Origin of the sequence: Streptomyces sp. NPDC059037 (assembly GCF_042740015.1) — a bacterium.
Lineage (GTDB): Bacteria > Actinomycetota > Actinomycetes > Streptomycetales > Streptomycetaceae > Streptomyces.
Map to the genome: position 1 here is coordinate 1 of NZ_JBHYIG010000080.1, position 16,213 is coordinate 16,213.

The 16,213-nt window shown below is 68.9% G+C and carries 17 protein-coding genes and 1 pseudogene; 13 read left to right on the forward strand and 5 right to left on the reverse strand.

What is annotated here, in order from left to right; genetic code table 11:
- From ACFWY6_RS18500 to ACFWY6_RS18535, 8 genes and pseudogenes are all read left to right on the forward strand, one after another.
- Positions 1-772: pseudogene (locus ACFWY6_RS18500) on the forward strand (hypothetical protein); the annotation flags it as partial.
- A gap of 66 nt (positions 773-838) precedes the next feature.
- Positions 839-1,468 (forward strand): TlpA family protein disulfide reductase, encoded by a 630-nt coding sequence (locus tag ACFWY6_RS18505; RefSeq protein ID WP_384691277.1) that lies wholly within the window; start codon positions 839-841, stop codon positions 1,466-1,468.
- Positions 1,469-1,478: 10 nt separating this feature from the next.
- Complete coding sequence (locus ACFWY6_RS18510; RefSeq protein WP_384691280.1) at positions 1,479-2,246, forward strand: cytochrome c biogenesis CcdA family protein; 768 nt, start codon at positions 1,479-1,481, stop codon at positions 2,244-2,246.
- A gap of 3 nt (positions 2,247-2,249) precedes the next feature.
- Complete coding sequence (locus tag ACFWY6_RS18515; protein WP_384691283.1) at positions 2,250-4,082, forward strand: cytochrome c biogenesis protein ResB; 1,833 nt, start codon at positions 2,250-2,252, stop codon at positions 4,080-4,082.
- Positions 4,079-5,185, forward strand: coding sequence for a c-type cytochrome biogenesis protein CcsB (gene ccsB, locus ACFWY6_RS18520; protein WP_384691286.1), 1,107 nt, complete (start codon positions 4,079-4,081; stop codon positions 5,183-5,185). Before ACFWY6_RS18515 ends, ccsB begins: the two co-directional genes overlap by 4 nt.
- Positions 5,186-5,278: 93 nt before the next feature.
- Positions 5,279-5,908, forward strand: coding sequence for an RNA polymerase sigma factor (locus ACFWY6_RS18525; protein WP_384691289.1), 630 nt, complete (start codon positions 5,279-5,281; stop codon positions 5,906-5,908).
- Positions 5,905-6,840, forward strand: coding sequence for a CU044_5270 family protein (locus ACFWY6_RS18530; RefSeq protein ID WP_384691292.1), 936 nt, complete (start codon positions 5,905-5,907; stop codon positions 6,838-6,840). The genes ACFWY6_RS18525 and ACFWY6_RS18530 overlap by 4 nt, the downstream gene beginning before the upstream one ends.
- 96 nt (positions 6,841-6,936) lie before the next feature.
- Positions 6,937-7,461, forward strand: coding sequence for an SRPBCC domain-containing protein (locus tag ACFWY6_RS18535; protein WP_384691295.1), 525 nt, complete (start codon positions 6,937-6,939; stop codon positions 7,459-7,461).
- Positions 7,462-7,465: 4 nt separating this feature from the next.
- Here ACFWY6_RS18535 and ACFWY6_RS18540 read toward each other — a convergent pair whose 3' ends face one another.
- The 3 genes from ACFWY6_RS18540 to ACFWY6_RS18550 form a co-directional block, all read right to left on the reverse strand.
- Positions 7,466-8,458 (reverse strand): isopenicillin N synthase family dioxygenase, encoded by a 993-nt coding sequence (locus ACFWY6_RS18540; RefSeq protein WP_384691298.1) that lies wholly within the window; start codon positions 8,456-8,458, stop codon positions 7,466-7,468.
- Positions 8,459-8,558: 100 nt separating this feature from the next.
- Positions 8,559-9,521, reverse strand: coding sequence for a phospholipase (locus ACFWY6_RS18545; RefSeq protein WP_384691301.1), 963 nt, complete (start codon positions 9,519-9,521; stop codon positions 8,559-8,561).
- Between the two features lie 91 nt (positions 9,522-9,612).
- Positions 9,613-10,062, reverse strand: a complete 450-nt coding sequence (locus ACFWY6_RS18550; protein ID WP_384691303.1) for a nucleoside deaminase — start codon at positions 10,060-10,062, stop codon at positions 9,613-9,615.
- 156 nt (positions 10,063-10,218) lie between these two features.
- On the opposite strand from ACFWY6_RS18550, the gene ACFWY6_RS18555 reads away from it, so the two are divergent.
- Positions 10,219-11,136 (forward strand): DMT family transporter, encoded by a 918-nt coding sequence (locus ACFWY6_RS18555; protein ID WP_384691346.1) that lies wholly within the window; start codon positions 10,219-10,221, stop codon positions 11,134-11,136.
- On the opposite strand, the gene ACFWY6_RS18560 is transcribed toward ACFWY6_RS18555, so the two are convergent.
- Together ACFWY6_RS18560 and ACFWY6_RS18565 are read right to left on the reverse strand one after the other, a co-directional pair.
- Entirely contained in the window at positions 11,081-12,007 is a 927-nt protein-coding gene (locus ACFWY6_RS18560) for a LysR family transcriptional regulator (protein WP_384691306.1), read from the reverse strand. The two genes, ACFWY6_RS18555 and ACFWY6_RS18560, sit on opposite strands and share 56 nt — an antisense overlap.
- Positions 12,007-12,357 (reverse strand): PLD nuclease N-terminal domain-containing protein, encoded by a 351-nt coding sequence (locus ACFWY6_RS18565; RefSeq protein ID WP_384691309.1) that lies wholly within the window; start codon positions 12,355-12,357, stop codon positions 12,007-12,009. Before ACFWY6_RS18565 ends, ACFWY6_RS18560 begins: the two co-directional genes overlap by 1 nt.
- Before the next feature lie 71 nt (positions 12,358-12,428).
- Here ACFWY6_RS18565 and ACFWY6_RS18570 point away from each other — a divergent pair, with 71 nt between their 5' ends.
- The 4 genes from ACFWY6_RS18570 to ACFWY6_RS18585 all read left to right on the forward strand — a co-directional run bounded on the left by ACFWY6_RS18570 (position 12,429) and on the right by ACFWY6_RS18585 (position 16,205).
- A complete protein-coding gene (locus ACFWY6_RS18570; RefSeq protein WP_384691310.1) occupies positions 12,429-13,880 on the forward strand; it encodes a menaquinone biosynthesis decarboxylase in 1,452 nt (483 codons plus the stop codon).
- The gene (mqnP, locus tag ACFWY6_RS18575; protein ID WP_384691313.1) at positions 13,881-14,804 is read left to right on the forward strand and encodes a menaquinone biosynthesis prenyltransferase MqnP; all 924 of its coding nucleotides are present in this window, start codon (positions 13,881-13,883) and stop codon (positions 14,802-14,804) included.
- Between the two features lie 9 nt (positions 14,805-14,813).
- Positions 14,814-15,488, forward strand: coding sequence for a UbiX family flavin prenyltransferase (locus tag ACFWY6_RS18580; protein ID WP_266863530.1), 675 nt, complete (start codon positions 14,814-14,816; stop codon positions 15,486-15,488).
- A gap of 261 nt (positions 15,489-15,749) precedes the next feature.
- Positions 15,750-16,205: an Lrp/AsnC family transcriptional regulator gene (locus ACFWY6_RS18585; RefSeq protein ID WP_190117749.1), complete on the forward strand. Its 456-nt coding sequence runs from the start codon at positions 15,750-15,752 to the stop codon at positions 16,203-16,205.
- Positions 16,206-16,213: the final 8 nt, after the last annotated feature.

The window sequence follows — 16,213 nt, forward strand, 5'->3', positions numbered from 1 at the left end:
GGAGACCCTCAAGTACGTGCGCCAGGCCTGGCTCGAGGGCCATGAGATCGGCACGCACTTCAACGGGCACTTCTGCGCCGGCACCGGCACCGTCGGCAATTGGACGCCCGCGCAGTGGCAGGACGAGATCGACCAGGCCAAGTCCTTCGTCAAGGAATGGCGTACGAATACCGGTTGGACCGATCTGCCGTCGCTGCCTTTCGACTACGACAAGGAACTCATCGGCGGCCGCACGCCCTGCCTCCTCGGCCAGGACAATCTGCTGCCGACGGCGAAGAAGCTCGGCTGGCGCTATGACGCGTCCTCGCCCGGCGGCCGTCAGCGCTGGCCCGAGAAGAAGCTGGGGATCTGGGATCTGCCGCTGCAGGCCGTGCCGTTCCCCGGGCACTCCTTCGAGGTCCTCTCGATGGACTACAACATCCTCGCCAACCAGTCGCAGAACTCCACGAAGGCGCCGCCGGCCAACTACCCGGGCTGGCGCAAGCAGGCGACCGAGGCCTATATAGCCGGCTTCAAGCGGGCCTACGAGACCAACCGCGCGCCGTTCTTCATCGGCAACCACTTCGAGGAGTGGAACGGCGGCATCTACATGGATGCGGTCGAGGAAGCCCTCAAGCACATCGCCGGCAAGAAGGACGTACGCCTCGTCTCCTTCCGGCAGTTCGTCGACTGGCTCGACGTCCAGGACCCCAAGGTGCTCGCCGAACTCCAGGGCCTCGACGTCGGACAGCGTCCCGGCGGCGGCTGGAAGGGGCTGGGAAAGGCCGCCTGAAATGGGACTTTCCGCTACCGCGGGGGGTGCGGAAGATCCCCGAAACAGACATGCGAAACTTTTCACATGAGTGCCGCCTGCCGCGCCCCCCACAGCACCGACCGCAGCCGTAGCCGCAGCCGCGCCGTCCTTCTGGGCGCTGGGGCCGCGGTCGCCGCGCTGACCCTGTCGGCGTGCGGCTCCGGCGGTACGTCGGGAGGCTCGGGCAACACCAACTTCGTGGCCGGCTCCGACGGCATCGCCACCCTCGGCAAGGGGGAGCGCCAGGACGGCCCGAAGATCGAGGGCGAGACCCTCGAAGGCGAGAAGCTGAGCCTCGACGACTACAAGGGCAAGGTCGTCGTCCTCAACGTCTGGGGTTCCTGGTGCCCGCCCTGCCGGGCCGAGGCGCCGAACTTCGTGAAGGTCGCCAAGGACACCGAGGACGAGGGCGTTCAGTTCGTCGGGATCAACACCCGCGACAACGACAAGGGCCCCGCGCTCGCCTTCGAGAAGGACTACAAGGTCCCCTACCCGAGCCTGCACGACCCGATGGGCAAGCTGATGCTGCGCTTCCCCAAGGGCACGCTCAACCCGAACTACATTCCCTCCACGATCGTCATCGACCGGGACGGGAAGGTCGCGGCGCGCTCGCAGCAGCCGCTGAACGAGAAGAAGCTGCGCAAGATGATCGACCCGCTGATCTCGGAGAAGTGATCTCCTCGTGATGTCTCATCTTGCCGCCGCTGTCGGCGAACCCAACCAGACCGTGATGAACGGGGCGCTGCTGCTCGCGCTGCCCGTCGCCCTCCTCGGCGGTCTCGTCTCCTTCTTCTCGCCGTGCGTACTGCCGCTCGTGCCGGGCTATCTCTCGTACGTCACCGGGGTCGGCGGCACCGATCTCGCGGAGGCCAAGCGGGGGCGGATGGCCGCAGGCGCCGGGCTTTTCGTGCTCGGCTTCACCGCCGTCTTCGTCTCCACCGGCGCGCTCTTCGGCTACGCGGGACAGAATCTGCAGGACTACCAGGACGTCATCACCAAGGTGCTCGGCGCCCTGATGATCGTCCTCGGCATCTTCTTCATGGGGCTCATGCCCTGGCTGTCCCAGCGCGAGTTCCGCTTCCACAAGAAGCCCGCCGCCGGGCTCGCGGGCGCCCCGATCCTGGGCGCGCTGTTCGCCGTGGGCTGGGCGCCCTGCGTCGGGCCGACCCTCACGTCGGTCAACACCCTGGCCCTGGACCAGGCGAGCGCGGGCCGCGGGGCCATACTGAGCGTCGCGTACTGCCTGGGACTCGGCGTCCCGTTCATCCTCGCCGCCATCGCCTTCCGCAAGGCGCTCGGCGCGTTCAGCTGGGTGAAGAAGCATTACGTCTGGGTGATGCGCATCGGCGGCATCATGATGATCGCGACCGGACTGCTCCTTCTCACCGGCGCGTGGGACGGCATTGTGCAACAGATGCAGCTCTGGTCGAGGGGCTACACGGTGGGGATCTGATCCATGAGCGACACCAAGACGAACACCACGGCCACGGACGACGGCAAGGCCACGGACGACGGCAAGGCCACGGACGAGGGCTCGCAGGATCTGGGAGCCGCGGGCGCCCAGCTGTCCACCGCCCCCGTGGACCGGGCGATGCCCGGCTCCTTCGGCGGGAAGCGGGCGCCAGGTGCCGCAGGCTGGCTGGTCTGGTCGGGCCGCGAGGCCGTCGGCTGGGTGCGCTGGATGTGGCGCCAGCTGACCTCCATGCGGGTCGCGCTGCTGCTGCTCCTGCTGCTCTCGCTCGGCGCGATCCCCGGCTCGCTGATCCCGCAGACCAGCATCGACGAGCTGAAGGTCGCGGACTTCAAGAAGGCCCACACCACGCTCGCGCCGATCTACGAGAAGTTCCAGCTGTTCGACGTCTACAGCTCCGTGTGGTTCTCGGCGATCTACATCCTGCTCTTCGTCTCCCTCATCGGCTGCATCGTGCCCCGCACCTGGCAGTTCATCGGCCAGCTGCGCGGCCGCCCGCCGGGCGCCCCCAAGCGGCTCGACCGGCTGCCCGCGTACACCACCTGGCGCACCGATGCCGAGCCCGAGCAGGTGCACGAGGCGGCGCTGACGCTCCTCAAGGGGCGCCGCTTCCGGGCGGACCTCACCAGCCGTCAGGGCGCGGCCGGCGCTTCCGTCGCCGCGGAGAAGGGCTATCTGCGCGAGGCCGGCAACCTCTTCTTCCACATCTCGCTGATCGTGCTCCTGGTGGCCTTCGCCGTCGGCGCGCTGTTCAAGTCCGAGGGCGGCAAGCTCGTCGTCCAGGGCGACGGGTTCTCCAACACCCTCACCCAGTACGACAACTTCAAGTCCGGCAGCCTCTTCGACACCGACGAGCTGGCGCCGTTCAGCTTCAGGCTGGACAGCTTCGAGTCGTCGTTCGAGCGGAAGGGCCCCGAGAAGGGGACGGCCCGCACCTACCGGGCGAACGTCACCTACAGCGAGGGTGCCGACGGCCCGGAGAAGAAGCAGGCCATCGAGGTCAACAAGCCGCTCGAGGTCGACGGCTCGAAGGTCTACCTCATCGGCCAGGGCTACGCGCCGACCGTCACCGTCCGCGACGGCAAGGGCAAGGTCGTCTACAAGGCGTCCGTGCCGCTGCTGCCCATCGACTCCAACGGCACCGCCACCGGCGCCATCAAGGTCCTCGACGGCTACCGCGACAAGAACGGCAAGAAGGAGCAGCTGGGCTTCAACGCCTTCTTCGTGCCGACGTTCGCGGGCTCCGGCCAGGGCAACATGTTCTCCCAGTTCCCCGCCCTTGACTATCCCGTGCTCGCGCTGTCCGCGTACCACGGAAGCCTCGGCGTGGACTCGGGTCTGCCGCAGAACGTGTACCAGCTGGACACCAGCAAGATGACGAAGTTCGAGGACTCCAAGGGCGAGCTGCTCAAGCAGCGGATCAGGCCCGGCGAGACGATGAAGCTTCCGGGCGGCGCCGGCTCGATCACCTTCGAGAAGGACATCAAGCGCTGGGCCACCTTCCAGATCTCCCAGCAGCCCGGCAGCATGTGGGCGCTCGTCGGGGCGGTCTCCGCCATCGTCGGGCTCGCCATGTCGCTGTTCATCCAGCGCCGCCGCGTGTGGGTGCGGGCCGTGCCGGGCGCCGACGGCGTCACCGTCGTCGAGATGGCCGGGCTCGGCCGCAGCGAGTCCGCGAAGCTGCCCGAAGAACTGGCCGACCTCGCCGCACACCTTCACGAGCAGGCGCCCAGCGCGCCTGACCCGGCCGACCCCGCCGACCCGGACCATTCCGACCCCACCCCCGATGTTGTTCCTGCCGAAGGGGCTGAGAAGTGAATCTCGCCACCACCCTCGCCGCCGAACCGAATGAGAACCTCGCGAACATCAGCAATGTGCTGATCTACTCCGCGATGGCCGTCTACCTCCTTGCCTTCTTCGCGCACATGGCAGAGTGGATCTTCGGCAGCCGCAGCAAGGTCGGCCGCACGGCCGCCGCGCTGACCGTCAAGGGCGACACCGCGGCCAAGGCGCCCGCGGTCACCGTCAAGGCCAAGGGCGGCACCGCCGTCCTGGAGCGGCCGAAGGTGGCTCCCAAGGTTGTCACCCGGTCCGTGAGCGGATCACGCGATGTGCCGGACGGTCCCGGTGCGGCTGCCGGTGACGAGAAGGGCGATCTCTACGGCCGTATCGCCGTGTCCCTCACCGTGCTCGCCTTCCTCGTGGAGTTCGGCGGTGTGCTCACCCGCGCGCTGTCGGTGCAGCGGGCCCCCTGGGGCAACATGTACGAGTTCAACATCACCTTCTCCACCATGGCCGTCGGTGTGTACCTCGCACTGCTCGCCCTGAAGAAGAACGTGAGCTGGCTCGGGCTTCCGCTGATCACCACGGTCCTCCTCGATCTCGGTCTCGCCGTCACTGTCTTGTACACCGCCAGCGACCAGTTGGTTCCCGCCCTGCACTCGTACTGGCTGTGGATCCACGTCTCCACCGCGATCTTCTGCGGTGCGGTGTTCTACGTCGGCGCGGTCTCGACGATCCTGTATCTCTTCCGCGACTCCTACGAGAACAAGCTCGCGAGCGGCGGCCGGCCCGGCCGCTTCGCGACCTCCGTCCTGGAACGCCTGCCCGCCGCGGCCAGCCTCGACAAGTTCTCCTACCGCGTGAACGCCGCCGTCTTCCCGCTGTGGACGTTCACGATCATCGCGGGCGCGATCTGGGCCGGCGACGCGTGGGGCCGCTACTGGGGCTGGGACCCCAAGGAGGTCTGGTCCTTCATCACCTGGGTCGCCTACGCCACCTACCTGCACGCCCGCGCGACGGCCGGCTGGAAGGGCCGCAAGGCCGCCTACCTGGCCCTGATCGCCTTCGGCTGCTGGCTGTTCAACTACTACGGCGTGAACATCTTCGTCACCGGCAAGCACTCGTACGCGGGCGTCTGACCCCTTCCGAGGCCGGTTCCCGTGACCTGTGATCCATGTGATCCAGGCCACGGGAACCGGCCTTCGCCGTACGGACAGACAAGGGGTGTGGAGATGAATCAGGGGGAACATCAGGCACGCCTCAGAGCCTTACGCGTCCGCATCAGGGACGGCGACGCGGACGCCTTCGGCGAGCTCTTCGACGCGTACGCGCGCTCCGTCTACAACCACGCCTACCGCCTGACCGGCGACTGGTCGGCCGCCGAGGACGCCGTCTCGCTGACCTTCCTGGAGGCGTGGCGGCTGCGCGGCAGGGTCGACGAGGACGGCGGTTCGCTGCGGCCGTGGCTGCTTGGCGTCGCGACGAACGTGACGCGCAACGCCCGGCGCGCGACCCGGCGGCACGCCGCGGCCGTCGCGCGCCTGCCGCGTGACGAGACCGTCGCCGACTTCGCCGACGAGGTAGCCGAGCGCATCGACGACAAGGAGCAACTGGCTCTCGTACGCAAGGCGCTGAACGCCCTGCGCCGGCCCGAGCGTGAGGTCCTTGCCCTGTGCGTCTGGTCGGGGCTCGGCTATGCCGCGGCCGCCGACGCGCTCGGCATCCCCGTCGGCACCGTGCGCTCCCGGCTCTCCAGGGCCCGTACAAAACTCGCGAAACATATGGAACCGCCTTCCAGACGCGGACAGATGAGAGATGACCGCACCACCGCGGTCAGGCCCATCAGGGAGGGAAACCGATGAGTGAATTTCCCGAGCGTGACCTTCCGCCGGGCCGTCATCATCTGCTCAGGGAGCATCTGTTGACCGAGATCCGGCAGAACGAGACGAAGACCGCGAAGGACTCCAAGACCGGGAGGGCGGACAAGAGGTGGTTCCGCCCCACGCTGATCGCGGGAGCGGTGGCCGCGTCCATCGCGGCGGGCGTGCTCGTCGCCTCGCCGTTCGGCGATCAGGCGGCGCAGGCGGGGCCGCCCTCCAAGGAGACCGTGCGGATGCTGGAGGAGATCGCCGCTGTGGCGAAGAAGCAGCCCGCGCCCAAGGACGTCCGCGACGACCAGTACGTGTACATCAAGAGCAAGGTCGGCTACCTGGCGCAGGAGGAGGGCAAGCCCGCCGAGCTCGATCCCGTGCACCCGCGGGAGTTCTGGCTCTCGGTGGACGGCAAGCACGACGAGCTGCTGCACGAGCCCGCCAGTGGCTTCGACAACGAGGTCCTGAAGGCGGAGGGGCCGCCCATGCCGTCCGACCCCAACTACCGCAACCTGGAGAAACTGCCGACCGACCCGGTCAACATGCTGGACTGGCTGCACAAGGAGAGCGACGGCAGCTCCAGCGAGGACCAGGCCACGTTCGTCCTGGTCGGCGATCTGCTGTACGAGTCGCTGATGCCGCCGAAGCAGGCCGCGGCCCTCTACCTGGCCGCGTCGAAGATCCCCGGGGTCGAGCTGATCGAGGACTCGGTGGATGCCGAGGGGCGGCACGGCGTCGCGATCGCCCGTGAGGACCAGGGGGAGCGCCAGGAGCTGATCTTCGACAAGAAGACCAAGGAGTTCCTGGGCGAGCGCCAGGTCGCCGTCGAGGATCTGCCGTCCGGCCCGAAGAAGGGCGATGTCACCGGCCGCAGCGCGGTCCTGGAGCGGACGGTCGTCGACAAGGCGGGCCAGCGCCCGTAAGCAGTCCCGTCAGCGGTCCCGTCAGTGGTCCGGTCAGTAGTCCTGTAAGCGGTCGCAGGGGGTGCGGAACGGGACGTACCGGGCCAGGCTTGTGCCATGAACGCGACGATCGGGCAGGGCACAAGCCGGACGGAGGGCTCCACCGGTACTGGGGGTCCGACCCAGCACCTCCACTACGAGATCCACCTTCCCCACCCTGTGGAGGAGGTCTGGGCGGCGGTCGCGACCCCGGAGGGACTTCCGGGGTGGCTGGCCGCCGCCGACGTGCTTGAACCCCGGCTCGGCGGCGCGGTCACGCTGCGCTGGCTCAACGGGGGCGAGGCGGCGAGCCACTCCGGGCACATCACCGCCTGGGACATCGAACACGTCGCCGAATACACGATCGACCTGCACGGACGCTGCCGCTTCCATCTGGAGCTCGCCCACGGGAAGACCGGCACGACCGTCCGCTTCACCAATGAGTTCACCGGCGACGACGAGCTGCGCCTCGACTGCCTGGCCGGCTGGCACAACCACTTCGAGTTCCTCGTCGACGCGCTCGACGGACACCCGAAGGACTGGTCGACATGGAGCCTGGACCGCTGGCACGAGCTGCGGGAGATGTACCGCGCCGTCGAGTGATGAGTCAGGCCACCGTGATCGAGTCCAGCTTCGCCCGCAGATACGTGTGCGAGTCCACCGGCTCGTACGCGACCCGCCCCACCGGCGCGGGCACCGACTCCACGAGCGTGCCCGGCGTGCACTCGCCGAAGTAGACCAGGGACATCAGTTCCTCGGCCGGTGCGTCGGCCGGCGGCGGAAGCACCCGGTGGCGGCCCGAGCGCCAGCGGTCGCCGGTCCAACGGGCCATCAGATCCCCGATGTTGACGGTCAAGGCGTCCGGGTCGTACGGCGCGTCCGCCCAGCCGCCCGCGTCGGTGAAGACCTGGAGGCCGCCCTTGCCCGACTGCCGGTCCAGGACCGTGACCGTGCCGAAGTCGGTGTGCGGGCCGATGCGGAACTGGCCCGGCCGGGGTGTGCCGACGACGTCCGTGCCCGGATACCAGTTGATGTTGAAGCCGTACGTGGGGTGGCTCATGTGCCGGGTGAAGAAGTCGGGCTCCTCGCCGAGCGCCTCGCCGAGCAGGGCCAGGAGCCGGTTGGTCAGCTCCTCCATCCGGGCCAGGTAGTCCGCGCACAGCGCCTTGAGCCCGGCGGCCTCCGCGGGCCAGACGTTCGGCTCGTACCACTCGGCGTTCACCGCCGGGTCGTCGAAGGGGCGGTCGGTCGCGAAGGTCAGGGACTCCTTCAGGTCGGGCGGCGTCTCGGTGCCCTCCGAATAGGCGTTGGCCTCGGCGCCGGGGCCGAGCCAGCCGCGGCCGCCGACCTTCGCGGCGTAGCGCTCCTTGACCGGCGCGGGCAGCGTGAAGAACGCGCGGGCCGCCGCGCGGATGCGGGTGCGCAGGGCGGGGTCCACGCCGTGGCCGGTGACCAGCAGGAAACCGGCCGTCCGCAGCGCGCGGTCGACGGTCCGCGCGACGGCGGCGCGGTCCGCAGGGCCGCCCGTGAGCCATGGCCGCAGGTCGATGGTGGGGATGCGGGGCTCGTCCCTGGTGGGTTCTCCGGAGGAGGTCGTCATGGTGACCACTCTCCTCCGGAGCAGGCCGTCATGGTGACCGCTCTCCTCCGGAGGAGGCCGTCATGGTGACCGCTCTCCTCCGGTGGCGTGCGTCCGGAGGTCAGCTGCCGAAGGGGATGTCCGCCGGGGTGGCCATGCGGCGGGTGTCCGGGTGGGCCTTCACGTAGTCCGTGATGTACGAGAGCGACTCCCGCACCCCGCTGTCGTCGGTGCCGCAGCCCTTCACGCCGCTGACGCCGTCGGGGTAGCACGACATCCGGTTGCCGTAGATCAGGCTGTCCACGGCGGCGCTTCCGTCGGACGCGTCGAGCAGTGTGGCGGCGCGCTCCCCGTCGCCCTTGCCCACCGTCCAGCCGACGGTCTGCGCGAGCTCTCCGGCGTCCCGGGGCTTCCTGGCGGCCTCCAGCTCCTGCCGGATGCTGCCGAACTTCAGCGCCATGTTGAACAGGCCGTTGTCCATCACGCGCTGGTTGCCGGGGACGTTCGGGCCGTGCTCGGCGAAGCCGTCCCGGACGTCGGCGTAGGCGCCGCTGTAGCTGACGGCTTCCTTGGAGTTCAGGGCGCCGAGTGCGTTCTTCCAGCCGCTGCCGCCCTCCGTGCCGTAGAAGCCGTAGAGCACCCGGATGCCCCTGCTCTCCAGCTTCTCGCGCGCCATGTCCCGCAGGGCGGCCACGGAGCAGTGGCGCCACTCGGGGTCGGCGCTGTCGCACCAGTCGGGGTTCTTCATGTCCAGCCAGACGAAGGAGACTTGGCGCCCGCCGTCGTGCTCCTTCGCCACCTGGTCGAACATGTCCGACATGGTGTCGCCGTAGCTGGTGAGGGTGGAGTCGTGGTCCGCCCACCAGCCGTCGCGCCAGGCCGTGGCGTCGATCTCCAGCGCGTTGGCCCCGTTCCCCAGCGCCGTGGTCACTCCGCCCGTGGTCAGCACCCGGTGGGCGATGGCCCAGGTGGGGCGCTGCTCGGCGGTGCTCGGCGCGGCGCTGCTCGGCGTGGCGAGGGTGACCGCGGAGACGGCCAGGGCCAGCGGGAGCAGTACGGCGCGAAGGCGGCGTGGGGCGGCCATGAGGACGGGTCCTTTCGTTGCCTGGGCTGAGTGCAGCACTGTACGTCAAGTTACCCGCGGGTAATCGTCGGCTGCGCTGCGTGCTCGGCCGCTACTCCCCGATGTCCTCGTTCCACAACTCCGGACGCGCCGCGATGAACTCCCTCATCATCGCCGCGCACCGCGCATCGTCGAGCACGACGATCTCCACGCCGTGCTCGGCCAGCCAGTCGTGCCCGCCGTGGAACGTCCGCGCCTCGCCCACCACGACCCGTGAGATCCCGAACTGCCGCACCAGACCGCTGCAGTACCAGCAGGGCGAGAGGGTCGTCACCATCGTCGTGCCGCGATAGGTGCGCCGCCGCCCCGCGTTCCGGAACGCCGCCGTCTCCGCGTGCAGGGACGGATCGCCGTCCTGTACGCGCCGGTTGTGCCCGCGCCCGAGCAGCGTGCCGTCGGCGCCGTAGAGCGCGGCGCCGATCGGGATGCCGCCCTCCGCGAGCCCCTGCCTGGCCTCGTCGACGGCGGTCGCGAGCCATGCGCGGGCCTGTGCCTGATCCATGGACACACCTTTCGGTACACACCTTTCGGTACACGCCTTTCGGTACACACCTTCGTCGGGACCCATCGTCCCCGCCGATGGCCCCATCGGCAGGACGCCCCACTGGCTCGTGGACCAGGGCATACGCCCGCTCGTAGCTTCATGGGCATGACCTCCATGACCTCAGAGAACAAGGGCACGGCCCAGCTCACCGCCGCGATGGTGCTCTCCGGCACCCTCGGGATCTTCGTCGTCGAGTCCGGCGCGTCGGCCTTCAACGTCGTCTTCTTCCGCGTGCTCTTCGGCGCCCTCGCTCTGGGGGCGTACGCGTTCGCCCGCGGCTACTTCAAGAACCACGGCCTCACCCCGAAGAAGCTCGGACTCGCCGCGCTCGGCGGGGCGTTCATCGTCTTCAACTGGGTGTTCCTCTTCAAGGCGTACGAGGCCACCTCGATCTCCCTGGCCACGGTCGTCTACCACACGCAGCCGTTCCTGCTGGTCCTGATGAGCGCCGTCATCTTCCGCGAGCGGCTGACGAAGCATCAACTGGGCTGGCTGGGCGCCGCGTTCGCGGGCCTCGTGCTCGTCTCCGGGGTACGGCCCGGCGACCTCGGCTCGCTCGCCGGCATCGGCTTCGCGCTCCTCGCCGCCCTCCTCTACGGCCTCTCCACGCTCGTCACCAAGCGCGTCACCGGGGTGCGCCCGCACCTCATCGCCCTCGTCCAAGTCCTCGTCGGCATCCCGCTGTTGCTGCCCTTCGCCGACTTCGGCGCGATGAGCGGCACGGGCGCGGGCTGGGGCTGGCTCGTCGGGCTCGGCGTCATCCACACCGGTCTGATGTACGTCCTGATGTACGCGGCGTACGCCAAGCTCCCCACCGCCAAGATCGCGGTGCTCGCCTTCACCTACCCGGCGGTCGCGATGGTCGCCGACTGGGCCGTCTACGGGCACCACATCGGCCTGGTCCAGGCGCTCGGCGTACCGCTGATCGTGCTCGCAAGCCTGCAGATCAACCGCGCCAAGTCATCGAAGACCGTGGTCAGTTCACCGGCTCCGCGGCCTGCTCCCGCACCAGCCGCACCGTCTGCTCGATGAAGAGCCGCACATGGGCCGGGAGCCGCTTCCCCGACCGCCACGCCAACTGCGTGTGCAGCACGAACGGCGGCTCCCACGGCAGCGCGACGAGCACCCCCGAAGCCAGCTCGTCCCGCACCGCCATCCGCGGCAGCAGCGCCACCCCGAGGCCACCGGCGACCCCCCGCTTGGTGGCCTCGATTGTGCCGAACTCCATGAAGGGCGGCGGCGCGCCGTTGCGCTCGCGCAGCTCGTCCTCGAAGAGGTCGCGGTACGGACAGCCGGGCTCCGTGCCGACCAGCTGGACCGCCGCCAGGTCACCCGTGGCGAGCGAACCGGCCCCGTCCGAACCGGCCCCGTGCGCGGCCAGCGGATGCGTCGGCGAGCAGACGAGCACCAGCGGCTCCTCGGCCAGCACCTCGGTCTCCAGGCCCTGGTGCGCGGTCTCCCGCTCCATCAGGAATCCCACGTCGTACGTGCCCTGGCGCAGCGCTTGGCGCGTCTCGTCGCCGAGGGTGGGCCGCAGCGAGAGCTGCACCTTCGGATAGCGGTGGTGGAAGAGCTCAAGGAGCGGCGGCAGGCGGTAGGAGGTCAGGGACTCCATCGTGCCGACCGCGATCGCGCCGCTCGGCTCCCCGGCGTCGACGACCGCCGACCGCGCCTCGTCCGCGAGCTCGATGATCTGCCGCGCGTACGGCAGCAGCCGCTCGCCCGCGGCCGTGAGGCGGATCCGGCTGCCGAGCCGGTCGAAGAGCTCGCTGCCGAGCGAGGACTCCAGGGAGCGGATCTGGCTGGTGACGCTGGACTGGGCGTACTTCAGCTCGGCGGCGGCCTGCGTGAAGCTCAGTACGGTCGCGACCTTCTCGAAGGTGATCAGCAGCCGCAGTTCCATCAGCCCTCGCTGCCCCTGTCCTTCTTCTTCTCGTCGGGGTCCTCGTCCCGCAGGGACTTGAGGAACTCGGGGTTGTCGTCCGGCGCCACCCACTGCCCGCCGCGCCCGCCGCGCCCGCCGCGCGCCGAAGCGCCGGCGCCCGGAGCGTGGCGGACCTTGCCGGTGACGAACCAGGCGATCGGCCCGAGCAGCACCTCGCCGAAGAGCAGCACGATGATGACCCACACCACCTTCGGCAGATGCCTGACCTCCTTCTCCGGAGTGTTCAGGACATCGATGAAGGCGTAGATCCACACCGCGAGGACCAGCAGGAACGGCAGATACCTGAGCATGGTTGCGCGATTCCCCAAGCGACGGAGGTAGGGCGGTGTCAGGGCCCCGGTGACGGGGCCAGGGTAGCCGGTGACCGATACTGGAACGCATGGCTTATGACGATCTTCGCTCCCTGCTCCGGGCTCTGGAGCGCGAGGGCGATCTCAAGCGCATCAAGGCCGAGGTCGACCCGTATCTGGAGGTCGGCGAGATCGTCGACCGGGTGCAGAAGTCCGGCGGCCCCGCGCTTCTCTTCGAGAACGTCAAGGGCTCGGCGATGCCCCTGGCCATGAACGTGTACGGGACGGACCGCCGCCTCCTGAAGGCGCTCGGCCTGAAGTCGTACAGCGAGATCAGCGACAAGATCGGCGGCCTCCTCAAGCCGGAGCTGCCGCACGGTTTCGTCGGCATCCGGGAGGCGTTCGGCAAGCTCGGCGCCATGACGCACGTACCGCCGAGGAAGGTGAAGGACGCTCCCGTACAGGAAGTGGTCCTCACCGGCGACGACGTCGACCTGGAGAAGCTGCCCGCGCTCTTCACCTGGCCGGAGGACGGCGGCTCCTTCTTCAACCTGGGCCTGACCCACACCAAGGACCCGGACACCGGCGTACGCAACCTCGGTCTGTACCGCCTGCAGCGCCACGACAAGCGCACCATCGGCATGCACTGGCAGATCCACAAGGACAGCCGCAACCACTACCAGGTGGCCGCCCGCAGGGGCGAGAAGCTGCCGGTCGCGATCGCCTTCGGCTGCCCGCCGGCCGTCACGTACGCGTCGACGGCGCCGCTGCCCGGCGACATGGACGAGTACATGCTGGCCGGGTTCATCCAGGGCAAGCGCGTCGAGATGGTCGACTGCAAGACGGTCCCGCTCCAGGTCCCGGCGAACGCCGAGGTCGTCATCGAGGGCTGGCTCGAGCCCGGCGAGATGCTCCCGGAGGGCCCCTTCGGCGACCACACCGGGTTCTACACGCCGCAGGAGGACTTCCCCGCGCTGAAGATCGACTGCGTGACGATGCGGAAGCGTCCGCTGCTCCAGTCGATCGTCGTCGGCCGCCCGCCGACGGAGGACGGGCCCCTCGGCCGCGCCACCGAACGCTTCTTCCTGCCGCTCCTCAAGGTGATCGTCCCCGACATCGTGGACTACCACCTGCCCGAGTCCGGCGGCTTCCACAACTGCGCGATCGTCTCGATCGACAAGAAGTACCCGAAGCACGCGCAGAAGGTCATGCACGCCATCTGGGGCGCCCACATGATGTCGCTGACCAAGCTGATCGTGGTCGTGGACAAGGACTGCGACGTCCACGACCTGCACGAAGTGTCCTGGCGCGCGCTCGGCAACACCGACTACGCACGCGACCTGACGGTGGCCGAAGGTCCCGTCGACCATCTCGACCACGCCTCCTACCAGCAGTTCTGGGGCGGCAAGGCGGGCATCGACGCGACGAAGAAGCTGCCCGAAGAGGGATACGTACGGGACGGGGGCTGGCCGAACATGGTCGAGTCCGACCCGGAGACGGCGTCGAAGGTCGACCGCCGCTGGAAGGAGTACGGGCTCTAGATGAGTGCTGATTCAGCAACCCCGGATCTCTTCGGCCCGGAGCCCGCGCCGCCCGGCAAGGTCAAGGCCTTCCTGCGGCTCGTGATGATCGAGCACTCGGTCTTCGCGCTGCCCTTCGCGTACATCGCGTCCCTGACCGCCATGTACCAGTGGGACGAGAACATCCACTGGGGGCGGCTGCTCCTGGTCACCATCTGCATGGTCGGCCTGCGGACCTTCGCCATGGCGGCGAACCGGATCATCGACCGCGAGATCGACGCCCGCAACCCGCGCACCGCGCACCGCGAACTCGTCACGGGCGCCGTGTCGGTGAAGTCCGCGTGGACGGGCGCGCTCATCGCGCTCGTGGTGTTCCTCGGCTCTGCCGCGCTGCTCAACCCGCTGTGCCTGGCGCTCGCGCCGATCGCGGTGATCCCGATGGTGGTCTATCCGTACGGCAAGCGGTTCACGAACTTCCCGCAGGCGATCCTCGGCATCGCCCAGGCGATGGGCCCGGTCGGCGCCTGGATCGCGGTCACGGGGGAGTGGTCGGGGCAGGCGGTGATCCTCGGGCTCGCCGTCGGCGTCTGGATCGGCGGCTTCGACCTGATCTACGCCTGCCAGGACGTGGAGACGGACCGCGAGGTCGGCGTGCTCTCGGTGCCCGCGCGCTTCGGCATCCCGGCGGCCATCTGGGGTGCGCGCGGCTGCCATCTGGTGACCACGGCACTCTTCGTCTGGTACGCCGCTTCGACCGACGCGGGAACGTTCTTCTGGCTCGGCATCGCGGTCGTCGCCGGCGCGTTCGTCTACGAGCACTCCATCGTGAAGCCCCACGATCTGTCCCGGCTCAACCGCGCCTTCTTCCAGGTCAACGGCTTCATCGGCATCGCGCTGTTCGTCTGCGCGCTGCTCGATCTGCTGGTGCGGGGTCTCACCGTCTAGGCTCACAGTGTGAACCCAGGAGATACGCAGCGTAAGCCTTGGATCGTGGGGGTGTCCGGCGCCTCGGGGACCCCGTATGCCGCAGCCGTGCTGCGCGCGCTGCTCGCGGCCGGGGAGAGCGTGGACCTCGTCGTCTCGCGGGCCTCGCGCCTGACGCTGCTCGACGAGACGGGCATCGCCTTCCGGGACGCGCACTGGCGCGACGATCTGCATGCGTGGCTCGGCCGTGGCGCCGACGGGAAGCCGGAGACGTTCGACGTGCCGGTGGACGACGTCCGGTACTGGGCGCCCGGTGATCTCGCGGCGGGCCCCTCGTCGGGGTCGTACGCGACCAAGGGAATGCTGATCGTGCCCGCGTCCACGGCCTGCGTGGCGGGGGTGGCGCTCGGTCTCTCGAAGGACCTGCTGCAGCGGTCGGCGAGCGTGACGCTCAAGGAAGGCCGGCAACTGGTCGTCTGCGTACGCGAGACGCCGCTGAACGGGCCGACACTGAAGCACTTGGTGAGCCTGGACGAGGCGGGCGCGGTCGTGCTGCCCGCCTCTCCGGCGTTCTACGCGGGGGCGACACACATCCAGGATCTGGTGGACTTCGTCGCCGGGCGGGTGCTGGACGCGGCGGGTGTGCCGCACAGCTTGTACCGCCGTTGGGAGGGAGAGCTCGGCTCCGGCTCCCAGGGGGCTTAGCGCTTCTTGCTGCCGCGCTTCTTGCGGGCGGCGGCCTTGAGCGCGCTGGTGGGCTGATGGGCACGCGAGCGGTTGGCCATGTCCTGAAGCTCGCGCATTCGGGCGTAGGCCATCTCGATCGAGTACACGGGTGACTCACTCCTGAAGGATCGTCGTTGATCTGCTGAGATTGAGAAAGATTCACAGGGTGTTGACCCTGTTGCGCCTTAGATTCTACACATAGACTCGCGGTATCGCTGAATAATGAAAGGCATCGCACCTATGGACGCCGTGGACAGGCAGCTCATCCAGGCCCTGCGGGAGAACGGCAGGGCCTCGTACGCCGAACTCGGCCGCCTCGTCGGTCTCTCCGGCCCGAGCGTCACGGACCGGATCAACCGCCTGGAGGCGGCCGGTGTCATCACCGGTTACCGCGCGACCGTCGACTCGGCATCGCTGGGCCTCGGGGTCATCGCCCTCATCGGCATCTCGCTCTCGGACGCCGCCGACCACGAGGACGTGGCGCGCCGTCTGAAGGACCTGCACGAGATCGAGGACTGCTGGTTCATCGCGGGCGACGACTCGTACATGCTCAAGGTCCGCGCCAGTGACGTGGACGGCCTGGAGAAGACGATCCGCAGGCTGAGCGGCACGAAGGGCGTCTCCAGGACGCGTACGACGATCGTGCTCTCCACCAAGTGGGAGAACCGGGTCGGGGAACTGCCTGAAGAGGTGTAGGCGTACCG